The sequence below is a fragment of the Niallia oryzisoli genome, from assembly GCF_036670025.1.
Classification (GTDB): Bacteria; Bacillota; Bacilli; order Bacillales; family Cytobacillaceae; genus Bacillus_BD; species Bacillus_BD oryzisoli.
Map to the genome: position 1 here is coordinate 185001 of NZ_CP137640.1, position 20021 is coordinate 205021.

Below are 20021 nucleotides of genomic sequence, written 5' to 3' on the forward strand. Positions count from 1 at the left end.
TCATAGTATAGCGATTGGTACATTGGCAGGGTTGGCAAAGCATTATAAGAAGCTAGGTGTTATCTGGTTTGATGCTCATGGCGATCTAAATACTGCGGAAACATCTCCTACAGGAAATATTCATGGCATGCCGTTAGCAATCAGCATTGGCATTGGTCACGAGCTTTTAACGAATATGTTTGGTTACAGTCCAAAAGTGAAGCCGGAGCATGTTGTCATTATTGGAGCACGTTCATTAGATGAAGGGGAACGATTGTTGATTAAAGAAAAAGGCATCAAGGTATTTACAATGCATGAACTTGATCGCTTAGGTATGACAAAAGTGATGGAGGAAACCATTGCTTATTTGAAAGGAAAGACGGATGGTGTTCATCTATCGTTTGACTTGGACGGCTTGGACCCTTCAGATGCACCAGGTGTTGGTACACCTGTTACAGGAGGGGTAAGTTATCGGGAAAGTCATTTAGCCATGGAAATGTTGGCTGAAGCAGACATCATTACATCTGCCGAGTTTGTGGAGGTCAATCCAATTCTTGATGAAAAAAATAAAACGGCAGCTGCTGCAGTGAAATTAATGGGTTCATTATTTGGCGAAAAACTATTATAATAGACAAAAAGCGGTAACTAATATCGACAGTTACTGCTTCTTTTTATGTTTCACTTTTATGAAAAACAATACATATTGGAGCGAAGAAGATTCCTAAAATTGGCAATAAACTAACTTATGTACTAACCCAATGAACTGACAATTAAAAACTGAATAAGTAAAGTAAAAAAATGTGAAACCTTTTCCGGTATTGATTCGTATTATCGAATAGCCGCATAGAGCGGAGGTTAAAGAATGGAAGCAATTGTAAAAAAACGGGTTAAACAAGTTTTAAAGGGAGATCAAAACGCTTTTGGAGAAATAGTAGAGATTTATAAAGATAAAGTGTTTCAACTGTCTTTTCGTATGCTGGGGAATAGACATGAGGCTGAGGATATTGCTCAAGAAGCCTTTATACGTGCATACGTAAATATTCAGAGCTTCAATATAAACTTGAAGTTTTCAACTTGGCTCTATCGAATTGCAACGAACCTTTGCATTGATCGTATCCGAAAGAAGAAGCCAGACTATTATCTTGACGCTGAAGTTGCAGGAACAGAAGGATTAACGATGTATTCCCAGATCCCCGCTACAACTCCATTACCGGAGGATGATGTCGAAAGCTTGGAGCTTCAGGACACAATACAAAGAGAAATCTCAAATCTGCCTGAGAAATACCGTACTGTTATCGTACTTAAATATATAGATGAGCTATCACTAAATGAAATCAGCGAAATTCTGGATATGCCGCTAGGTACGGTTAAAACAAGAATTCATCGTGGTCGGGAAGCTTTGAGGAAACAATTACGACATGTGTGATAGGAGGGGTGAGAACTTTGAAATGTCCAGAAAAAATGGTAGTTTACATGCATGAGTATTTAGATGAGGAGATCTCAGCCGAGCATGAAAAAGAGTTGAGAGAGCATATTCATCGCTGTATGGATTGCAAAATGCATTTTCATCAATTAAAGAAGACGATTGCCTTAGTGCAAAGCGCATCACATATACAAGCACCTAATAATTTTACGGCTAATATCATGGCTAATCTGCCAAAGGAAAAGCGCAATGTAGGCGTAAAGCGCTGGTTTATGCAGCATCCTTTATTGACAGCTGCTTCGCTTTTTCTTGTACTAATGGCAGGAAGCTTACTTTCTACTTGGAACCAGGATCAACAATTCTCTGTTTCCAAACAGCCGAATCTAGTCGTCCAAAATGATACAGTTATCGTCCCTGAAGGTGAGGTTGTAAGAGGGGATGTTTTAGTACGAAATGGGAAATTGAAAATTGAAGGTAAGGTCGATGGAAATGTGACAGTGATTAACGGTGAACAATACATGGCATCGGCCGGTAAGGTAACGGGTGAGATAAAAGAAATTAATGAAGTGTTTGAATGGTTATGGTATCACATCCAAGAAACAGGAGAAGAGATTTTTCAAGTATTTGATGAACAAAAGGTTATAGGGAAAAGTGAAGCCTAGTTTCCATTGTAAACAAAAAACTCTGCTGAGGCAGAGTTTTTCGTCTTCTCTAATGAAGATATATCATTAATAAAATCGAACTGTTTCCTTGATTGGTATTTGTACCTAATATGGTATAATAGGTTGGATACATAAAGAAGTATTTCTTTTCCAAAGTTATTCTATTATTTAGAAGATCATATTTGATACTTAAGTACCAAAGTTAACAATTACAAAATGGAGGAAGAACAATGTTGTTTGAAGACCTTCAACTAATGAAATATTTGGCTAATATTGTTGACGTTCTCCTCGTTTGGTACGTCATATATAAAATTATTATGATTGTCAGAGGGACAAAAGCGGTCCAGTTTTTAAAAGGGATTTTTGTGATTCTCATTGTCCAGCTGATAAGCGAAGTCTTTCATCTCCAAACTCTTTTTTGGATAACGGACCAAATCATTTCTTGGGGATTTTTAGCCATTATTATTATTTTCCAGCCTGAGTTAAGAAGAGCCCTTGAACAGTTAGGACGTGGGAAATTCTTTTCCAGAACCGGTTCGCGGGAAGAAGATGACCAGGAAAAAACAGTTGAATCCATTATAAAAGCAGTTGACTATATGGCGAAAAGAAGAATAGGGGCCCTCATTTCTTTAGAGATGGAAACGGGAATGAGTGATTATATTGAAACAGGAATTGAGGTAGATTCAAAAATATCAGCTGAGCTGTTAATCAATATCTTTATCCCCAATACGCCGCTCCATGACGGTGCGGTCATTTTACAAAAAAACAGAGTGGCAGCTGCGGCATGTTATTTACCTTTATCAGAAAGTCCCTTTATATCAAAGGAGCTTGGAACAAGGCATCGGGCCGCAATCGGTATTAGTGAAGTGACAGACAGCCTGACAGTGGTTGTGTCAGAGGAAACAGGCGCTGTTTCATTGACGAAAAATGGAAAATTGCATAGAGACTTAAACAAAGAAGCCTTTCGCGAGATGCTTTCAACTGAATTATTAGCACCTGCACCAGAGAAACAAGCTTCTTCAGCTCGTTGGAACTGGAGGGGGAAAAAACATGGATAAATGGCTGGATCAACTTACCGATAGTAAGCTGTTTATGAAATTAGTTGCTTTATTGTTGGCTTTGTTATTATTTGGTACTGTCTATGACAGTAGTAAAGGGACCAATGATATCAATGTACCTGGTGCTGAACAGTCAGCGGTGATCTCTGATATTCCGGTAAAAAGTTATTATGATACAGATAATCTTGTCATTACCGGTGTTCCGGAAACAGTTGAAATTACATTAAAAGGCCCAACGCCTAATTTACAAGCGGCCAAGACACAAAGGGACTTTGAAGTATATGCTGATTTATCAAAAGTAAAGGTTGGTAAACAGCGGGTTAGGCTGCAAATCAAAGATCTATCTGACAAGCTAAAAGCTACGATTAATCCTGCTTATGTAGATGTAAATGTCCAGGAAAAGGTCACAAAGGAATATACAATCGACGCCGAGTTTAATCAGAAAATGGTTGCTGATGGATATGAAGCTGGTGCCCCAGTTGTGAAGCCGAATAAAGTAAAAATTACCGGCGGAAAAGATGTAATGGATAAAATTAGTTATGTAAAGGCTATTCTTGAACTCAATAAAACAGTAAATGAAACAATTGAAGAATCTGCCAGAATTACCGTTTTGGATAAAAATTTAAACAAATTAGATGTATCAGTGGATCATGAAGTGGTGAATGTGACAGTTCCAATTAAGAAGCTTAGTAAAACAGTAAAAATTGAAGTTGTCGAGAAGGGCTCACCATCAGAAGGAGTTTCCATTGATTCCATTACATTAGATACAAATGAGGCAACTATTTCCGCAAATCAAAATGTGTTGGACAAGACAGAAGCGGTTCGAGTGGAAGTCGACGTCAGTACGGTCAAAGAAAATACTGAATTAACACTTCCGGTCATCATCTCTGATGAGATAAAAGAAGTGACACCAAAAACGGTTAAAGCGACAGTAAAAGTCAGCACTGCAAGTGAAGAAACGGCTACAACCGAGGAGGAAATAACAAAAACACTTTCAAAGATTCCAATCCGCTTTACTGGTTTACCAGAAAATCTCAGTGCTGTTTTTCGCAACCCATCAAGCGGAAGCGTTGATCTGACGGTAACAGGAACAGAAAGTGAACTAGCTGATATTGACGAATCTGATTTTCAATTATCTGTTAATGCAGCAGAGTTGACTGAAGGGGAACACGAACTTCAATTAGATGTAAAAGGTCCGGAAAATGTAACCTGGAGTACAGCAATGAATACAATCACCATTGCTATTTCAGAGAAACAGGCCTAGATTTTCAATTACTTACTAATAAATAGAACATAAGACAAAAAGATATCCGATATAGGGGGAGAAAAAGGAAAGGTTGTTTTCCCTCTATGTCATTGAGGAATAATCCTAGAAGGAGCGATTCAAACAATGGGTAAATATTTCGGTACTGATGGAGTTAGGGGAGTGGCAAACAGTGAGTTAACGCCAGAACTAGCTTTCAAATTAGGACGATTTGGCGGTTTTGTATTAACGAAAGACCATGATCGGCCAAAGGTATTAATCGGGCGTGACACACGTATTTCTGGGCATATGCTAGAAGGGGCGCTTGTTGCCGGGCTTCTCTCCATTGGCGCAGAAGTAATGCGTTTAGGAGTCATTTCTACACCAGGGGTTTCCTATTTAACAAAAGCAATGGGAGCTCAGGCAGGGGTTATGATTTCTGCTTCTCACAACCCGGTAGCTGATAATGGAATAAAATTCTTTGGTCCCGACGGATTTAAATTATCTGATGAACAGGAAAATGAAATCGAGCAGCTGATGGATATGGAAGAAGATGAATTACCAAGACCGGTTGGAGCGGATTTAGGTTTGGTTAATGACTATTTTGAAGGTGTGCAAAGGTATCTTCAGTATCTCAAGCAAACGGTTGATGAAGATTTTTCTGGAATACATATTGCATTAGACTGTGCGCATGGAGCAACGTCTAACCTGGCAACGTATATATTTGCAGACCTTGATGCAGATCTTTCCACAATGGGGGCTTCACCTAACGGATTAAATATTAACGATGGTGTCGGCTCGACACATCCGGAAACACTGGCAGCCTTCTTAAAGGAAAAAGGAGCTGATGTAGGGCTTGCCTTCGACGGTGACGGTGATCGCCTAATCGCAATTGACGAAAACGGAGAAATTGTTGACGGCGACCAAATCATGTATATTTGTGCAAAGTATATGAAAGATCATGGAATGCTGAAGCATAGTACAGTGGTTTCCACAGTTATGAGTAATTTAGGTTTTTACAAAGCGTTGGAAGCACAAGGAATTCAAAGTATCCCAACTGCAGTAGGTGACCGTTATGTTGTTGAAGAGATGAAGAAAAACGGCTTCAACTTAGGCGGAGAGCAGTCAGGTCATATTATTTTCCTTGATTACAACACAACCGGCGATGGACTGTTAACAGGTGTTCAACTTGTTAATATTATGAAGATGACAAACAAGCCTTTATCAGAGCTTGCTGCGGAGATGAAGAAGTACCCGCAAAAGCTTGTTAACATTCGTGTAAAGGATAAGCACCATGTCACTGACAACGAAAAAGTAAGTCAGGTTATTAAAGAAGTAGAAGAGGAAATGAACGGAAATGGCCGTATCCTTGTTCGTCCTTCTGGAACAGAGCCTCTTGTCCGCGTAATGGCTGAAGCATCAACAGAGGAGCTTTGCGAGTCCTATGTCAGCCGCATTGCAGAAGTTGTTGAAGCAGAAATGGGTTTAAAAGAATAGGTGTCAGGCACCGCAAAAAGACAGATTGAGTGAAACTGTCCATATGCGGTGCCTGACACCATTGTTTTTATGCATGCATATTTTATTGTATACCCTTTAAAAATGAATATATTATGATCAACATTGACGAAGGGTATAAACTATTGTATGATGTTCTTGATTCTGAACATTTTTGGAAACAACACATATGATGATGAAGGAGGCTAGGCGAAAAACATAACGACAATTTTTAAAAGCGCCTGAACTACACCCTGAAGTAGGTGATAGTTGACGAGGAGGAGGTTTATCGAATTTTCGGCGGATGCCTCCCGGTTGAAAAGCACAACCGAAAAGCACTTCCTTAAATCATTAAGGTAACTTAATGGACAAAGGGAAGGGTATGCTAATCAATGATAGGATCTATTTAGATCTGTCAAGTTGGATAAAAAAATAATACAGAGATAAGGGGACAAGAATGTCCCAATTCGGTTCAACATATGCCTTGCAAATCGTTATGCGACCGATCGTAGCTATGTATTTGTGAGCCATTAAACATATTGAACTCTTATCAAGACTTCTTGTCCCCTTATAGGGAGGAAGAAGAATTATGTGTGGAATAGTAGGATATATAGGAAACCAGGATTCAAAAGAGGTTTTATTAAAAGGTTTAGAAAAACTTGAGTACAGAGGATATGATTCTGCCGGTATCGCGGTTATGAGTAATGACGGTGTACATGTGTTTAAAGAGAAAGGCCGTATTGCTGATTTACGTAACATCGTTGATTATGATCTGCTGGCGAATACTGGAATTGGCCATACACGCTGGGCAACACATGGTGTACCAAGTCAATCGAATGCACACCCACATAAAAGTAATTCTGGCCGTTTCACACTCGTTCATAACGGTGTGATTGAGAACTATGAATTGATCAAGAGTGAATATTTGATGGATGTACCTTTACAGAGTGATACAGATACAGAAATCATTGTTCAGCTTGTTGAGTTATTCGTTAATAAAGGAATCGAGGTAGAAAAGGCCTTTTGCCAAACACTTGAGCTTTTGAAAGGATCTTATGCGATTGCCTTATTAGATGAACAAAATTCGGATATAATTTATGTAGCAAAAAATAAAAGTCCTCTTTTAGTCGGCATTGGGGAAGATTTCAACGTGGTTGCTAGTGATGCATTGGCGATGCTGCAGGTTACAGACCGCTTTGTAGAAATCATGGATAAAGAAATCGTTATCGTAACAAAAACTGCAGTAACCATCAAAACGCTTGCTGGTGAAGTCATTCAACGAGACCCATATCGAGCTGAACTTGATGCAAGCGATATTGAAAAAGGAACATATCCGCATTTTATGCTGAAGGAAATTGACGAACAACCATTAGTTCTTCGTAAAATCATTCAAAAATACCGCAGCGAAAATGGCGATCTGGAAATTGATCAGGATATCGTGCAAGCAGTAAATGAGGCAGATCGAATCTATATTATTGCTGCGGGTACATCTTATCATGCAGGTCTAGTAGGGAAGCAGTTTATTGAAAAGCTTGCTGCCGTTCCAGTTGAGGTTCATATTGCCAGCGAGTTTGGTTACAACATTCCATTATTATCTGCTAAGCCGTTGTTTATTTTTATCTCACAAAGTGGTGAAACAGCTGACAGCCGTGCTGTGTTGGTACAAATTAAAGAACTTGGTCACAAAGCATTAACAATCACAAATGTTCCTGGTTCAACATTATCAAGAGAAGCGGACTTTACATTACTGCTTCATGCCGGTCCAGAAATTGCCGTAGCTTCTACAAAAGCATACACAGCTCAATTAGGTGTGTTGGCCATTCTTGCTGAAGTAGTTGCCAGAAGCAATGGTCGAGAAATCGGCTTCGACCTTTCTCGCGAGCTTGGAATTGTCGCGAATGCAATGGAAGTTCTTTGCGACTCCAAAGAGGAAGTTGAACAAATGGCCAGAGAGTATCTTGAAACAACTCGAAATGCCTTCTTTATCGGCCGTGGAGTGGACTACTATGTATGTCTTGAAGGATCATTGAAATTAAAGGAAATTTCCTATATTCAAGCTGAAGGTTTTGCAGGCGGAGAATTAAAGCATGGAACGATTGCTTTAATTGAGGACGGTACTCCGATTATTGCCTTAGCAACACAAGAAAGCGTCAATTTAAGTATCCGCGGAAACGTAAAAGAGGTCGTAGCCCGCGGCGCAAATCCATGCATCATTTCCATGAAGGGTCTCGAAATGGCCGATGACCGTTTCGTCATCCCAGAAGTGCATGCATTATTAACACCTCTTATCTCTGTTATCCCGCTGCAGCTTTTCGCTTATTACGCAGCCCTGCACCGCAACTGCGACGTCGACAAGCCACGTAACCTAGCAAAATCTGTTACTGTTGAGTAATTATGGAGCGGTCCTTGTGCTGTGAGTTATAATTAATCGTGTCACAACTTATAATACTGACAAGATTGTGACGTGTCGTACTTAAAGGTATTGGTCAATGGAACAAGGAAATAATTTTATATAAAGAAAATGGCTTGGAGGTTTTTCTCCAAGCCATTATTATTGTCATAATGAGGATAAAGAAGTACATGCTTTTAGAATAATCACACAATCTAACGGAGAAATTAAAGAGAATAGTAAGTAAGGAATAGGAACGGGGGCAGAGTGGATATTTCCTATTAGCTAACAAATATATTTAAGGTGTCTTTCATCTTTACTTACAGCTAAAAAAGAATAAATAAGGGATGGTAAGCAGTGGGGAATCTGACAGCCTATATCGACCAATTCGGATATATGGTACTATTTATAGCATTATTATTAGAATTGATCGCTTTGCCATTACCCGGTGAAGTTCTAATGAGTTATACGGGATACCTTGTTTTTCAGGGACATTTAAATTGGATCCTCAGTATTTTAATAGCAGGTATTGGAGCTTGTATTGGAATGACCATTTCATATTGGATAGGGTATAAGTTAGGAGAACCATTCTTTGAGAAATATGGATCGCGATTTCATTTGGGTCCAGAACGGTTTGAAAACCTATCTCTGTGGTTTAGTAAGTACGGGAATAAGCTGTTGCTGATTGCTTATTTTATCCCTGGAGTTAGACATATTACGGGGTACTTTTCCGGAACGACCCGACTTCCCTTTCGGACGTACGCTATTTTTGCCTATACCGGAGCATTTCTGTGGGTGATGGTATTTATTACAATTGGTAAAATATTAGGTCCGCAATGGGAGACATTTCACAGTTCAATTAAAAAATATCTCATTATTGGGGGAATAGCAGCTGCCATCATTTTGGTAATGATCTACATCTGCAGAAAATACAAAGAGGAGATAAAAGAGTTCGTCATTAGGTTATTAAATCTAACTTTGAATATTTTTCATACGAGAAGACGAGTTGGATTTCTGTTAGCGATGACCTCCATTCTGACGCTTGGTCTTATCGTTCTAATGTTTGGCATGATACAGGATTTTCTTGGAAATGAATTTACCAATTTTAATAAAATTGTGGGTTTATTGATTTCCTTAGTTTTTAATAAAGATTGGACAGAGACTATGCAAACATTTTTATTACTGGGTTCAAGGCAAGTTCAATTGATCCTTCTCAGCTTTTCATTTATTTGGATTTTATGGAAAGGTGAGAATAAATTGATTGAATTAGGTTCTTTTGCAATGGTTATGGTAGGTGGGGAACTATATGAAGAAAGTTTGAGAAGAATTTTTCAACATCTTTCCCCTGTTCCCTATTCGTTCACGGGTCACCCGGTCCTCAGCTTCCCAAGTGAGCAATCATTGATTAATTTTGTTATTTACGGTTTTGTAGTATTTATTACGGTACGTTTTATAAAAAATGCTTGGACTCACAGCATTGTTCCAATTGCCGGATTAGTAGTGTTACTTCTTATTGCCATCAGTCGATTGTACTTTAACGTAGAACTTCCAAGTGATATTGCTGCTGGCTACGTCTTTGGGGGAGTTTGGCTGGGTTTAAATATTCTTTTACTGGAAATTTTCCGATTACTAAGAAGAATAGATACACATCCAGTTTATAATGGTGCTTGAATATCAAATGATGAATGAAGAGGAATTATGGGAATTGAAACTTTTTTAAACTATCGATATGATTGTGTTCATTTTTTTATTGGTATTGTGGGGATTCCCGCTCCGGAAGAGTTGATGCTATTTATAATTGCGAATGCCAAGGACAATCAGCTTGAATTGCAAAAGGTATTTCAATCAAGAGATGCTTATTGGAAAATTTACTTATACAAAACGAATTATAGAAGGAAACAAAAACACCGGCATACAAAACGCCGGTGTTTTTACTATTTGCTTAATGATTCGATACTGTCTTTCTTTTCATTCATTTTCGGAACAAGCGGGATTTTGTTGTAAATGTGGATGATTGCATTTGCGATTGGCTCAAGAAACGGATGGTATTTATAAACGATAGAACTAATGACCAATGAAATGATGATGCTTCCTAAGACATCAAATGGATAATGATGTCCAACATAAATCCGTGAAAAACCGGTTAAGATGGCAAACAAGGTCATCCCAGATCCAATTTTTTACTCAATAATAAATTTAAAGCAGAAAGGGGATGACTACTATGGAGTCTGAATATAAAAGGGACTTTGTAATGTACAGGGCAATTTTCGGTATGTTTAGTTTTGTTGTGTTGTGTATGCTCACTCCAGAAGAATCGGGAAACGTACCTTATGTTACAGTACGTTGTCTCGGTTCTTTTTGTGAGAATAATTGATTTTCATAAAGTAATTGAGAATAGTTCCACCAAAACATAGAGTAATTATAGTCCCAATACCGATGGGGCCATTTAATATAATGGCAGTCAGTAAGAAGAATAGATATATCACTGTTCTTGAAAACTGTATGCTCTTGTTAGTTAACTCTTGAATGATCAAAGTTAAATGGTCAATTGGAATTGGTGCAAAGTGTGTGTGTAAATATATTGCAGTTCCAAGACCAATAAAGATTATACCTATCCCAAAACAAACAAGTTTATTGAACCATATTTCAGGTGTAATCAAATTGTGTAATATGAACAACCACATATCAATACTAATACCAGTTATAAAGGAGGTCAGTAATCCTAAGAATTCAGGTCTTTCTCTTTTTAGAAACGAATTACAAAATATCAGTATAAAAGCAATGATGATTTCCCAACTTCCTACAGTAAGACCTACTGTTTTAGAGAGGCCGACCAACAGTGCATCAAAAGGTGATGTCCCAAGTCTTGATTGAATGGTAAGAGCAACACCGAATGCTAAGAGTAAAATTCCTAAAACATAAAATATGAATCTTGTTGAGCTCAATTTTCTTCATACGTGTTTTGCAGGTAATTCCTTAATCATTAAAAAATGAGGTATGCCATCTTCCATAAATACACTTGATGAAGTCTGATATCCGAGTTTTATATAGAAACCTTCTGCCTGTGTTTGTCCATGTAGTTTCAGCTTATAAACTTCATTTTTTTCTGCAATTTCCTCTAATGCCTTAATGATCAATTTCCCAATACCTAATTTGCGGAAGGGTTTTAATATGCAAATTCTCTCAAAACTAATATGTGTTCACATTTTCCGTTTAGTGTATCAAATTCGTCAAATTCATCTTCTAATGGAACGCCTTGTTCTTCCACAAATACTTCTTTCCTTATATCAAAGGCTTTTTTTAAATCCTCTTCTGTAGTAATTATATTTGACTTCATTATTCTTCGTCCCTTTCTCGATTCATTCTTTAGTTTTAGGTCATAATAAACAATACCCACTACATTATATTGAGTTAATTTTGTTGTAAATGCAACAAAAATATAATAATATTCATTTATAGTAAATGATTAAAACAATCATATTGGTGGAGTTGCAATGATGAAGGAAATACTTCGTGAAATTGGAATGATAGCAAGGGCTTTAGATTCTATCAGTAATATAGAATTTAAGGAATTTGACCTAACAAAAGGTCAGTATTTGTACCTTGTTCGGATATGTGAACATCCAGGGATTATTCAAGAAAAATTGGCAGAGATGATAAAGGTAGACAGAACAACAGCATCTCGTGCGATCAAAAAGCTCGAGATTCAGGGATTCATTGAAAAGAGAGAGGATAGGCATAACCAAAAAATCAAAAAATTATTTCCAACAGAAAAAGGGCAAAGGGTTTATCCTTTCATCAGAAGAGAAAATGATTATTCCAATGCGGTTGCATTAGCTGGATTGTCTGAAGAAGAAGGAGAAACTCTCTTTAATCTTCTTCAAAGAGTAAGAAAAAATATAGAAAAAGACTGGGAATTTGTCAAAAAGGGAAACAAGAGAAATTATTGAGTATTAAAGGAGCAATATACTAAAATGGCAATAAATATAAAACAGTGTAGCCTTATAGATTTACATATTCTTCAAGAAATTAGCTATGAAACATTTAATGAGACATTTAAGGATCAGAATTCGCTTGAAAATATGACTGCTTATTTAGAAAGGGCGTTTGACCTAAACAATTAGAAAAAGAATTATCCAATATTTCTTCGCAATTCTTTTTTGTTTATTTTAATAATGAAATCGCTGGATATTTAAAGGTCAATACCAATGATGCTCAGTCTGAAAAAATAAGTGATGAATCACTTGAAATTGAGCGGATTTATGTAAAAAATAAATTTCAAAAGCAGGGGCTAGGGAAATATCTGATAAATAAAGCAATAGAAATAGCGGAAGAGTTGAATAAAAAGAGGGTCTGGTTAGGAGTTTGGGAAAAAAATGAAAGAGCAATTAGCTTTTATAAAAATATTGGCTTCGTCCAAACTGGAGCACACTCTTTTTATATGGGGAATGAAGAACAAACGGATTTTATTATGACAAAATCGCTATTGTAATTTAAAGCCTCAATTCTGTTCTCGTAAATAAATAAACAGTAAATAGCAAAATGAGTTATAAGATGTCAGTTTAATGAGATCACTCCTTGGGTGGTCTTTTTTGCTTTGAACAGAAAGATGAATTTCATTCATATCAAATCTTGTCAACCAGATAGATTTTAAAATGACTTTAAGGTTGGTTTAAGGTTTGTTCAACATAATGGAGATCAGAAACGAGGAAGGGAGTAAGAAAAATGAACAAAAAAGTTAAATGGTCTGGTATTTCTGTTACTACCGCCTCTTTGCTGACGTTTGCAGGGCTTATTGCCGGCAACACAGAAAAAGTGGCTGACAATAATACAGTTGCCGCCAATTCAGATGAATCGGTGCAGGACAATTTTTCAGATATCCCAGATTCAAATGAATCGAATGAATCAAATGGATTGGGAACTGACCATGGTGAGCACTTTTTCCACGAACATGGCCAGAGGGGAGACCAGGGGGAGTATAGCCAGGACTCAGAGAGCAGCCAAGACCAGTTTAACCAGGACTCAGAGAGTAGTCAGGACCAGTTTTTTCAGGCACCATCCGGCGGGTTTGAACAGGGAGCAGGAAGTTCGGGGTCTTCCCATTGATGGAATTTACAGCAATGAACTCGACAATCAAGCTATTGGGGATCGAAGCTCCGTTGCAGGAAAAGGTACGGCATCTTTTCCTTCAGTTTGAACAGACAGCCAGCAGATTTTTGCCGGACAATCCTCTGGCTGATTTGAATCGCAGTCCTCTCGACATTCCCGTATATTTGGAAGAAAACTTGGCCGACCTACTGGAGAAATCCCTCTTGCTCTCGCGAAAGGTGAATTATGCCGTCCACCCTTTTATCGGCGATGTAATGAAGTCAATCGGCTATATTAACTCGTTTTCACTGGGCTTTTCGCCGGAAATGGAAAGTCTTCAGCCAGCCATGTTTTAGAGGTGCCAATTGAACAGATAGCAAGCCAGTGGATCATTAAGAAACGTGACTTCTCGTTTGATTTCGGCGGATTTGGCAAAGGGTACATTGTCGACAAGACCATAGAACTGTTCGTTAAGGAGAATGTCAAGAATGCGTTAGTCAATGCAGGTGGAGATTTGTATGCGATTGGCAGACACCGAGTGGGGATAGAACATCCTTTGCTTCAAGGCAAGGATATGATGAGATTTTATATAGAAGATCTCTCACTTGCGACTTCCGGGAAAAACTTCCGGAAATGGAGTTCAAACGGGAGGAAGTATCACCATATTGTTGATGGGCGGACCGGCGACGTTGCTGATAATGGAGTGCTGCAGGCATCCGCGATTGCCAGGACGGTGATGGAGGCTGAAACGATCTCAAAAGTATTTTGCATTCTTCCTTTTGAGGAAGCAACGGCCCTAGTAACAAAACAGTTTTCGAACTTTGCCTACTTTGTCTATTTTGATAACAGCCAGATGGCTGTTGGAGGAAATTCAAAATTATATTCTGATTTGGAGGTAGCTGTATGAATTGGATTTGGTTTTTAGTCAGGATTACTGGGCTTGCAGCATACCTGCTGCTGACCTTGTCTGTATTAGCTGGAATTTACCGGCATATTCCGCGGAAGAAGGCTCCGATGCTTGAATTCCATCAAATCATTGGACAGGTTGCGCTGCTTGGAATTGCCGTTCATGCATTCCTGCTCTTTTTTGACAAGTATGAACCCTATTCCCTGACTTCTGTTTTGATTCCATTTATGTAGGGAAACCATCGTTTCCTGACAGGCATTGGAACAATTGCAGCCTATCTGCTTATTTTGGTAGTGGTCACTTCAGATTTCATGAAAGCAGTTGGAAGATCAGCCTGGAAAAAGGCCCATTATCTTGTTTTTCCCGTCTGGTTCCTAGCATGGTTCCACAGTGTCAATATTGGAACTGATTCTGGAACAGTCTGGGCCCAGGGACTCTATTGGGGCAGCTTCCTTGCAGTTCTAGTATCCACTTTGTATATGGTAACAAGAATAATCAGTAGGAAAAAAGAACGGTACCAATCTTAAATAAAAGCCTAAAACTTAAAGGGTAAGTAGTACAGCTTTTGTGGAGAAACCTATAAAAATCATATTAATGTCAGGCTAAATCGCAAGTGATATAGAGCCTACAATCCTTGTTATATTAATGAATATCGAACTTTAGCGTACTAAAAAATATAGCAAAAAACACACCAAATAACATAGTGACAATAACTATTGTCATCTTGTATATTGGAACGTTAAAAGTAATGTTTTTTACTATGTTAATTATGTTGTATGCGAAATTGTAATATTATGTGTATATTTAATAGGACACATGTTCCGTTATTTGCAACAGTAATTGTAATTTTACATTTTTGCCGGACGTACATTCCGTTATTTATCTGAAAGGTTATTATTTTTTCGCATTTATTAGCAAATAACATACTCAGTGTCCGAAGACTCTCCAAAACAGCGTTATTTATGATAATAACGTACTCAATGTCCATAAAAAAGCAAACAAAAACGCATGGAGTTTTACTGTATCCATGCGTTTTTGTTTGCTTTTTTGCTGTGATTTAGAATGTTTTTTTACATTTTCTCCACATTATCGGAATTACTTACTCAAAGGGTTTAGGCTTTTATGATCTTATTCTTCTTTTCCCCGGACAGTCAGCAGCATGATAAAGGAAAGAATGACAATTGAAATGACCCACATCCATGCCATTAGTAAATTACCAGAATCAAATGCAATATAAATCGCTGTAGGAATCGTCTGTGTTTCTCCAGGAATGTTACCTGCGAACATCAAGGTTGCGCCAAATTCACCCAATGCCCGTGCAAAGCTTAATATACTTCCAGAAATAAGGGCCTTTGAAGCCAGAGGGATAGAAATAAATAAGAAAACTCTCCATTCATTCGCTCCATCTATTCTGGCTGCTTCCTCAATCTCAAGGTTTACACCTTGAAATCCTGATTTCGCGGACTGATACATAAGTGGAAAGGCGACAACGATTGAAGCAATGACAGCTGCCCACCAAGTGAAAATGATAGGCTGCTTAAAAAGCCATTCAATAGCCTGTCCAGCTAGGCTATTTCTTCCAAATATGACAATAAGGAAAAATCCAACAACGGTAGGAGGGAGAACCATCGGAAGCATGAGAATGGTTTCCAAAATAGCTTTCCCTTTAAAGGTTCTTCTCGCAAATATTCGTCCTATCAATGTTCCAAGGAAAATAACTATAACACCTGAAATCGTAGCTATTTTGATTGACAACCAAATTGGACTCAAAAAATCTTGCATGAAATCTTTATTTAGTAGTAAATCCATATTTCTCAAATACCTTTAATGTATCGTCACTCTGTAAATAATTATAAAATTCTTTTGCTGCCTCGTAATGTTTTGAGTCCTTTATAATCCCAACTGGATAAATAATAGGCGTGTGTGTGGCAGGATCGGCAGCTGAAACAATTTCTACTTTATCTGAAACCAATGCATCTGTTTTGTACACAATTCCAGCGTCAACATTACCAGTCTCCACATAGGATAATACTTGACGAACATCCTTTGCATAAACTACTTTTGACGCAACATCCTTCCATATATCCATCTTTTCAAGAGACTCTTTTGCGTATTTTCCCGCAGGCACTGTTTCAGGAGTTCCGATTGAAATTTTACCTATCTCTGTTTTTGTAAGATCCTCGAAATGTTTAATCGATTGTTCCTCTTTTGGGACAACTAATACGAGTTCATTTCCAAGAAGGTCCAATCCGTCCTCTTTTGCAATATTTCCTGCCTCTACCAATAAATCAAACTTATCTTCTGCTGCTGAGAAAAATAGATCAACAGGTGCGCCTTGTGAGATTTGCTGCTGCAAAGACCCAGAAGCCCCAAAGTTGAATTTCAGGCGTACTTCGGGATGTTCTTCTTGATATGTATTTTGAATCGAATCCAGTGCATCTTTTAAACTAGCTGCTGCTGAAATGGTTAATTCAACATTTTCCCTGGTTTTAGATGCTGGTGAAGATTGGTCTGTACTCTCGTTATTCGAACACGCTGCTGCAAACAGAAGTAAAAAGAAGAGAATACTGAAGAATGTAAACCGTTTTTGCATGTTTCCACCCCGTCCTATTCATTTATTACTATTTATATCTTTTAATTATAATATAATTTAATTTGATGGTCTTGGATTAGATAGTGATTGCAATAGAATCTTTATTGTAAACTTGAACAAAAAAACAATAAATAGTTCTGTCAATTGTCTAATGGAAAACTAATATTAACCGCCTACAATGAATGTATAAAAATAAACGTTTAAAAGGGAATGTTAAAATTCCCTTATGATAAATAATAAACTTTGTGGGCGGACTAGAACTTTCAGAACAGAACTATTCAATGAAGAAAGGAAAATGGCCATGAGTAAGTTTAATGTAGTTGTAATTGGAAAATTGTTTCCCTCGGCACTTGAGAAACTGGAGGGGACATGTGAAATAAAGGTTTGGGACAAAGCGGAGCGGATTCCTGATCCGTTGCTTTACGATTGGCTGCAGGATGCGGAAGGACTCATCAGCCGAGGCGATATTCAGGTGAATGAAGAGCTGCTGGCACATGCCCCAAGGCTCCGGGTGATTGCTCAATCCTCGGTTGGCTATGACAATATCAACATTGAGGATTGCACAAAGCGTTCGATTCCGTTCGGGAACACTCCTGAAGTGCTGGTTGAGGCGACTGCAGATCTGACATTTGGGCTCCTATTATCTTCGGCCCGGCGAATCCATGAAGGATGGGATTTTGTGCAGCAAGGAAAATGGGCTGTTGGAAGTAATTTGCCGTTTGGTGTTGACTTGTATGGGAAAACGGTCGGTATTTTCGGAATGGGTAGTATTGGTAAGGCTGTGGTGAGAAGGGCACAGGCATCAGGGATGAAAGTCATTTATCACAACCGAAAACAGCGGCATGACGATGCCGAGACAGGCGCATCCTATGTAGGCTTTGAACACCTTTTAACGCAATCGGATTTTATTGTCGTTCTTGCACCGCTATCGGATGAAACTCGCAACCGTTTTGGCAAAGCGGAGTTTAAGAAAATGAAGCCGACCGCCTACTTTGTAAACGCAGCACGAGGGGCGATCGTGGATACAGAAGCGCTTTATCATGCGCTTGTGAATCAAGAGATTGCTTATGCGGCCTTAGATGTGACGGTGCCGGAGCCAATTACACCAGACCATCAACTGATAAAGCTGACAAATGTGTTGATCACACCTCATATTGGCAGTGCGACAGTGGAAACAAGAAGGAAAATGTCCGAGTTGACGGCGGAAAATCTGCTGGCAGGACTGAAGAAACAGAGCTTGCCAAAGTGTGTGAACGAGGAAGTAAATTATTAATTTTGGTGATTTACTTTTGCAAAAAGAACCTTGTTAATTTTTTAAAAGGGATACATCATACATTCTGTTGAAGATAGAGACGACCCTTGGCTCTCTAATTCAAATGGGAGCGATACAGCATGCGGAGCTATCTCATTTTAGGGATGTGCATTTTATTTTTGGTTCAATATTTTGTTGATGTCCAATGGCTGCAGTTTGTAGTGGTGCTGCTATCTTTGCTTTCGTTCTTTGGAAGCACAGCAAAGGCGGACCGGTTTCCGCGGCTAATCGGTCTGTCAATGATGGGGATTGGTATTGTGTTGGAATGGAGCAAGGGGACAGGGGTTGAAGGAATCAGCGAGGGAATTTTCCTTATTTTGCCCTTGCTTAGTTTAATCACTCTGGCACCGCTATTTCGATTCCCTTGAAGCTTGGGGGCTTTTTTGAGTCAGTTTCACGGCTGCTGAACAATTTATTGAATCGTCCTAAGCAGCTATATTCAGGAATTACAGGAACCCTTTTTCTATTAAGTCCAATTTTAAGTTTAGGTGCAGTCAGAATTATTCACGATTTTCTAGAGGATCTTAAACTTCCAAAGGCTATGTCAGCAAAGAGTTATGTAGTCGGCTTTACTACCGCCGTGATGTGGTCACCTTACTTTGCTTCAGTATCGTTAGTTTTACAGTATCTAAAAATTCCATATAAAGATTATGTCGTTTATGGAATTGGACTTTCACTGTTATCAATGGCTGTCGGGAGCATTTTGTTTGCGATAGGGGAGAGACGGAATCCGGTTACTGCAGGACCGGTTTCCATGGAACCATTGGGAAGGGAGGACCGGAATCAGCTAATCAAGTTAGTGCTATTTGTTATCGTGCTGATGGGGACATGCCTGGTCATCGAAATTCTGACAGGCTGGTCGATGATTGTTGTTGTTTGCCTAGTTTCCCTAGTCATTCCACTGTTATATGGATTCGTTTCAGCTGACTGGAAGCGAATCCAGTGCTGTTGATTGATTTTCGCGATCGGTCGGTGCCGCTGATGAATAATGAAATTATGCTGTTCATGAGTGCGGGGATGCTCGCATTTGCAATGAAAGACACCACGTTGATGAACGGTGTTAGTGGTTTCTTAGCGAGATTAGCCCATCAGTCATTTTTCTTATTTGCTTTGGCTATAATGGTGATTGTTCTTGGGATAACCTATGTAGGAGTTCACCAAATTGCGGCAGTTGGTGTGTTAGCGATGCAATTAAATGCAGCGGAGTTGGGAATGAGCAATATGGCTCTCGCTATGGTTCTTCTGCTGACTTGGGCCTGTTCAACAGCATTAAGTCCTTTCTCCGGTTTAAATCTTATGGTGAGCCGTTTCTCCGGCATTTCTAGTAAGGAAGCATTCCGCGTAATGGGACCGCATTTGTTAATTGTTTCTCTTATTGGGTTTTCCCTTATTTCATTGCTGGGATAAGAAAAGAAAATTTTATAAAAGCAAAAAAAAAACAGAGTGATTCAGATTGTGAATTTACTCTGTTTTTTTTGTTTTAGAGCTGTAGAAAATCACAATATTTATTGGCTGAAATTGTATGAAAATATGCATGAAACGACAAAAAAATAAAAAAAATAAATTTAGCATATCCCTTGGTATGAAAGGGATTGCCGCCTATCGCATTTTGAAATTGTTTGTATATCATTTGAATTTATATTCATTCTTTGTTACGGTTAATATAGACTTTCGGAGTTTTGTCGGGATATAAACAGGCTCAGGAAGTAAAAAAATTATAACCGTTATATCGTATTTTGACTGCTGTACTTATTAAATGCTCCGGTATTATTCTACTCCTATATCCCACTTTACACATCTGTATAATCAGAATTCTGTTTTAAGTAAGGTATCGCTTTGGCGAATTTTTTATGTGTTCTAGTGATTAGCATTA

General features: G+C 38.5%; 21 protein-coding genes and 2 pseudogenes (1 of these 23 only partly in view). 18 read left to right on the forward strand and 5 right to left on the reverse strand.

Translation table 11 applies throughout. From position 1 onward, the window contains the following. From rocF to R4Z09_RS01040, 8 genes are all read left to right on the forward strand, one after another. Nucleotides 1–607, forward strand: the 3' portion of a protein-coding gene (rocF, locus tag R4Z09_RS01005; RefSeq protein ID WP_338450570.1) for an arginase. Its footprint begins 290 nt before the window's first position; 607 of the gene's 897 nt are visible here — the last part of the coding sequence; its start codon lies beyond the left edge, outside the window; the stop codon is at nucleotides 605–607. 234 nt (nucleotides 608–841) lie between these two features. Continuing rightward, nucleotides 842–1405, forward strand: coding sequence for an RNA polymerase sigma factor SigW (gene sigW, locus R4Z09_RS01010; RefSeq protein WP_338450571.1), 564 nt, complete (start codon nucleotides 842–844; stop codon nucleotides 1403–1405). 17 nt (nucleotides 1406–1422) lie between these two features. Further along, a complete protein-coding gene (locus tag R4Z09_RS01015) occupies nucleotides 1423–2064 on the forward strand; it encodes an anti-sigma factor (protein WP_338450572.1) in 642 nt (213 codons plus the stop codon). 230 nt (nucleotides 2065–2294) lie between these two features. Next, nucleotides 2295–3122 carry a diadenylate cyclase CdaA gene (cdaA, locus tag R4Z09_RS01020; RefSeq protein WP_338450573.1) on the forward strand — a complete coding sequence of 276 codons (828 nt, stop codon included), beginning with the start codon at nucleotides 2295–2297 and terminating at the stop codon, nucleotides 3120–3122. After that, entirely contained in the window at nucleotides 3115–4386 is a 1272-nt protein-coding gene (locus tag R4Z09_RS01025; protein WP_338450574.1) for a CdaR family protein, read from the forward strand. Before cdaA ends, R4Z09_RS01025 begins: the two co-directional genes overlap by 8 nt. 126 nt (nucleotides 4387–4512) lie before the next feature. Beyond that, nucleotides 4513–5862, forward strand: a complete 1350-nt coding sequence (gene glmM, locus R4Z09_RS01030; protein WP_338450575.1) for a phosphoglucosamine mutase — start codon at nucleotides 4513–4515, stop codon at nucleotides 5860–5862. A gap of 586 nt (nucleotides 5863–6448) precedes the next feature. After that, on the forward strand, nucleotides 6449–8251 hold the full coding sequence (glmS, locus tag R4Z09_RS01035) for a glutamine--fructose-6-phosphate transaminase (isomerizing) (RefSeq protein ID WP_338450576.1): 1803 nt from the start codon (nucleotides 6449–6451) through the stop codon (nucleotides 8249–8251). Nucleotides 8252–8605: 354 nt separating this feature from the next. Continuing rightward, nucleotides 8606–9919, forward strand: coding sequence for a VTT domain-containing protein (locus R4Z09_RS01040; RefSeq protein WP_338450577.1), 1314 nt, complete (start codon nucleotides 8606–8608; stop codon nucleotides 9917–9919). Between the two features lie 263 nt (nucleotides 9920–10182). Here R4Z09_RS01040 and R4Z09_RS01045 read toward each other — a convergent pair whose 3' ends face one another. The 3 genes and pseudogenes from R4Z09_RS01045 to R4Z09_RS01055 all read right to left on the reverse strand — a co-directional run bounded on the left by R4Z09_RS01045 (nucleotide 10183) and on the right by R4Z09_RS01055 (nucleotide 11585). Continuing rightward, complete coding sequence (locus R4Z09_RS01045; protein WP_338450578.1) at nucleotides 10183–10407, reverse strand: phosphatase PAP2 family protein; 225 nt, start codon at nucleotides 10405–10407, stop codon at nucleotides 10183–10185. Between the two features lie 174 nt (nucleotides 10408–10581). Further along, nucleotides 10582–11193 (reverse strand): YitT family protein, encoded by a 612-nt coding sequence (locus tag R4Z09_RS01050; RefSeq protein WP_338450579.1) that lies wholly within the window; start codon nucleotides 11191–11193, stop codon nucleotides 10582–10584. Between the two features lie 6 nt (nucleotides 11194–11199). Beyond that, a pseudogene (locus R4Z09_RS01055) lies at nucleotides 11200–11585 on the reverse strand (GNAT family N-acetyltransferase). Nucleotides 11586–11745: 160 nt separating this feature from the next. Here R4Z09_RS01055 and R4Z09_RS01060 point away from each other — a divergent pair. The 6 genes and pseudogenes from R4Z09_RS01060 (at nucleotide 11746) to R4Z09_RS01085 (ending at nucleotide 14476) form a co-directional block, all read left to right on the forward strand. Continuing rightward, nucleotides 11746–12198: a MarR family transcriptional regulator gene (locus tag R4Z09_RS01060; protein WP_338453171.1), complete on the forward strand. Its 453-nt coding sequence runs from the start codon at nucleotides 11746–11748 to the stop codon at nucleotides 12196–12198. A gap of 24 nt (nucleotides 12199–12222) precedes the next feature. After that, a pseudogene (locus tag R4Z09_RS01065) lies at nucleotides 12223–12740 on the forward strand (GNAT family N-acetyltransferase). A gap of 233 nt (nucleotides 12741–12973) precedes the next feature. Further along, on the forward strand, nucleotides 12974–13354 hold the full coding sequence (locus R4Z09_RS01070) for a hypothetical protein (protein ID WP_338450580.1): 381 nt from the start codon (nucleotides 12974–12976) through the stop codon (nucleotides 13352–13354). Next, nucleotides 13354–13692 carry an FAD:protein FMN transferase gene (locus R4Z09_RS01075; RefSeq protein ID WP_338453172.1) on the forward strand — a complete coding sequence of 113 codons (339 nt, stop codon included), beginning with the start codon at nucleotides 13354–13356 and terminating at the stop codon, nucleotides 13690–13692. The genes R4Z09_RS01070 and R4Z09_RS01075 overlap by 1 nt, the downstream gene beginning before the upstream one ends. Before the next feature lie 2 nt (nucleotides 13693–13694). After that, nucleotides 13695–14243: an FAD:protein FMN transferase gene (locus R4Z09_RS01080; protein ID WP_338450581.1), complete on the forward strand. Its 549-nt coding sequence runs from the start codon at nucleotides 13695–13697 to the stop codon at nucleotides 14241–14243. After that, a complete protein-coding gene (locus R4Z09_RS01085; RefSeq protein ID WP_338450582.1) occupies nucleotides 14240–14476 on the forward strand; it encodes a hypothetical protein in 237 nt (78 codons plus the stop codon). The genes R4Z09_RS01080 and R4Z09_RS01085 overlap by 4 nt, the downstream gene beginning before the upstream one ends. 895 nt (nucleotides 14477–15371) lie before the next feature. Here R4Z09_RS01085 and modB read toward each other — a convergent pair. Together modB and modA are read right to left on the reverse strand one after the other, a co-directional pair. Then, entirely contained in the window at nucleotides 15372–16052 is a 681-nt protein-coding gene (gene modB / locus R4Z09_RS01090) for a molybdate ABC transporter permease subunit (protein ID WP_338450583.1), read from the reverse strand. Further along, nucleotides 16033–16836 carry a molybdate ABC transporter substrate-binding protein gene (modA, locus tag R4Z09_RS01095; protein ID WP_338450584.1) on the reverse strand — a complete coding sequence of 268 codons (804 nt, stop codon included), beginning with the start codon at nucleotides 16834–16836 and terminating at the stop codon, nucleotides 16033–16035. Before modA ends, modB begins: the two co-directional genes overlap by 20 nt. 301 nt (nucleotides 16837–17137) lie before the next feature. Between modA and R4Z09_RS01100 the strand changes: the two genes are divergently transcribed. The 4 genes from R4Z09_RS01100 (at nucleotide 17138) to R4Z09_RS01115 (ending at nucleotide 19555) form a co-directional block, all read left to right on the forward strand. Next, entirely contained in the window at nucleotides 17138–18109 is a 972-nt protein-coding gene (locus R4Z09_RS01100) for a D-glycerate dehydrogenase (protein WP_338450585.1), read from the forward strand. Between the two features lie 119 nt (nucleotides 18110–18228). Then, complete coding sequence (locus R4Z09_RS01105; protein WP_338450586.1) at nucleotides 18229–18516, forward strand: hypothetical protein; 288 nt, start codon at nucleotides 18229–18231, stop codon at nucleotides 18514–18516. A 47-nt stretch (nucleotides 18517–18563) separates the two neighbouring features. Then, nucleotides 18564–19100, forward strand: coding sequence for a hypothetical protein (locus tag R4Z09_RS01110; protein ID WP_338450587.1), 537 nt, complete (start codon nucleotides 18564–18566; stop codon nucleotides 19098–19100). Further along, nucleotides 19097–19555, forward strand: coding sequence for a hypothetical protein (locus tag R4Z09_RS01115; protein ID WP_338450588.1), 459 nt, complete (start codon nucleotides 19097–19099; stop codon nucleotides 19553–19555). Before R4Z09_RS01110 ends, R4Z09_RS01115 begins: the two co-directional genes overlap by 4 nt. Nucleotides 19556–20021: the final 466 nt, after the last annotated feature.

Excerpts from the sequence above, each read along its gene's own strand:
- modA (WP_338450584.1), bottom strand. The coding sequence starts at position 16,836 with ATGCAAAAACGGTTTACATTCTTCAGTATTCTCTTCTTTTTACTTCTG.
- R4Z09_RS01060 (WP_338453171.1), top strand. The coding sequence starts at position 11,746 with ATGAAGGAAATACTTCGTGAAATTGGAATGATAGCAAGGGCTTTAGAT.
- cdaA (WP_338450573.1), top strand. The coding sequence starts at position 2,295 with ATGTTGTTTGAAGACCTTCAACTAATGAAATATTTGGCTAATATTGTT.
- glmS (WP_338450576.1), top strand. The coding sequence starts at position 6,449 with ATGTGTGGAATAGTAGGATATATAGGAAACCAGGATTCAAAAGAGGTT.
- R4Z09_RS01075 (WP_338453172.1), top strand. The coding sequence starts at position 13,354 with ATGGAATTTACAGCAATGAACTCGACAATCAAGCTATTGGGGATCGAA.
- R4Z09_RS01070 (WP_338450580.1), top strand. The coding sequence starts at position 12,974 with ATGAACAAAAAAGTTAAATGGTCTGGTATTTCTGTTACTACCGCCTCT.
- glmM (WP_338450575.1), top strand. The coding sequence starts at position 4,513 with ATGGGTAAATATTTCGGTACTGATGGAGTTAGGGGAGTGGCAAACAGT.
- R4Z09_RS01025 (WP_338450574.1), top strand. The coding sequence starts at position 3,115 with ATGGATAAATGGCTGGATCAACTTACCGATAGTAAGCTGTTTATGAAA.
- R4Z09_RS01105 (WP_338450586.1), top strand. The coding sequence starts at position 18,229 with ATGCGGAGCTATCTCATTTTAGGGATGTGCATTTTATTTTTGGTTCAA.
- R4Z09_RS01100 (WP_338450585.1), top strand. The coding sequence starts at position 17,138 with ATGAGTAAGTTTAATGTAGTTGTAATTGGAAAATTGTTTCCCTCGGCA.
- modB (WP_338450583.1), bottom strand. The coding sequence starts at position 16,052 with ATGGATTTACTACTAAATAAAGATTTCATGCAAGATTTTTTGAGTCCA.
- sigW (WP_338450571.1), top strand. The coding sequence starts at position 842 with ATGGAAGCAATTGTAAAAAAACGGGTTAAACAAGTTTTAAAGGGAGAT.
- R4Z09_RS01085 (WP_338450582.1), top strand. The coding sequence starts at position 14,240 with ATGAATTGGATTTGGTTTTTAGTCAGGATTACTGGGCTTGCAGCATAC.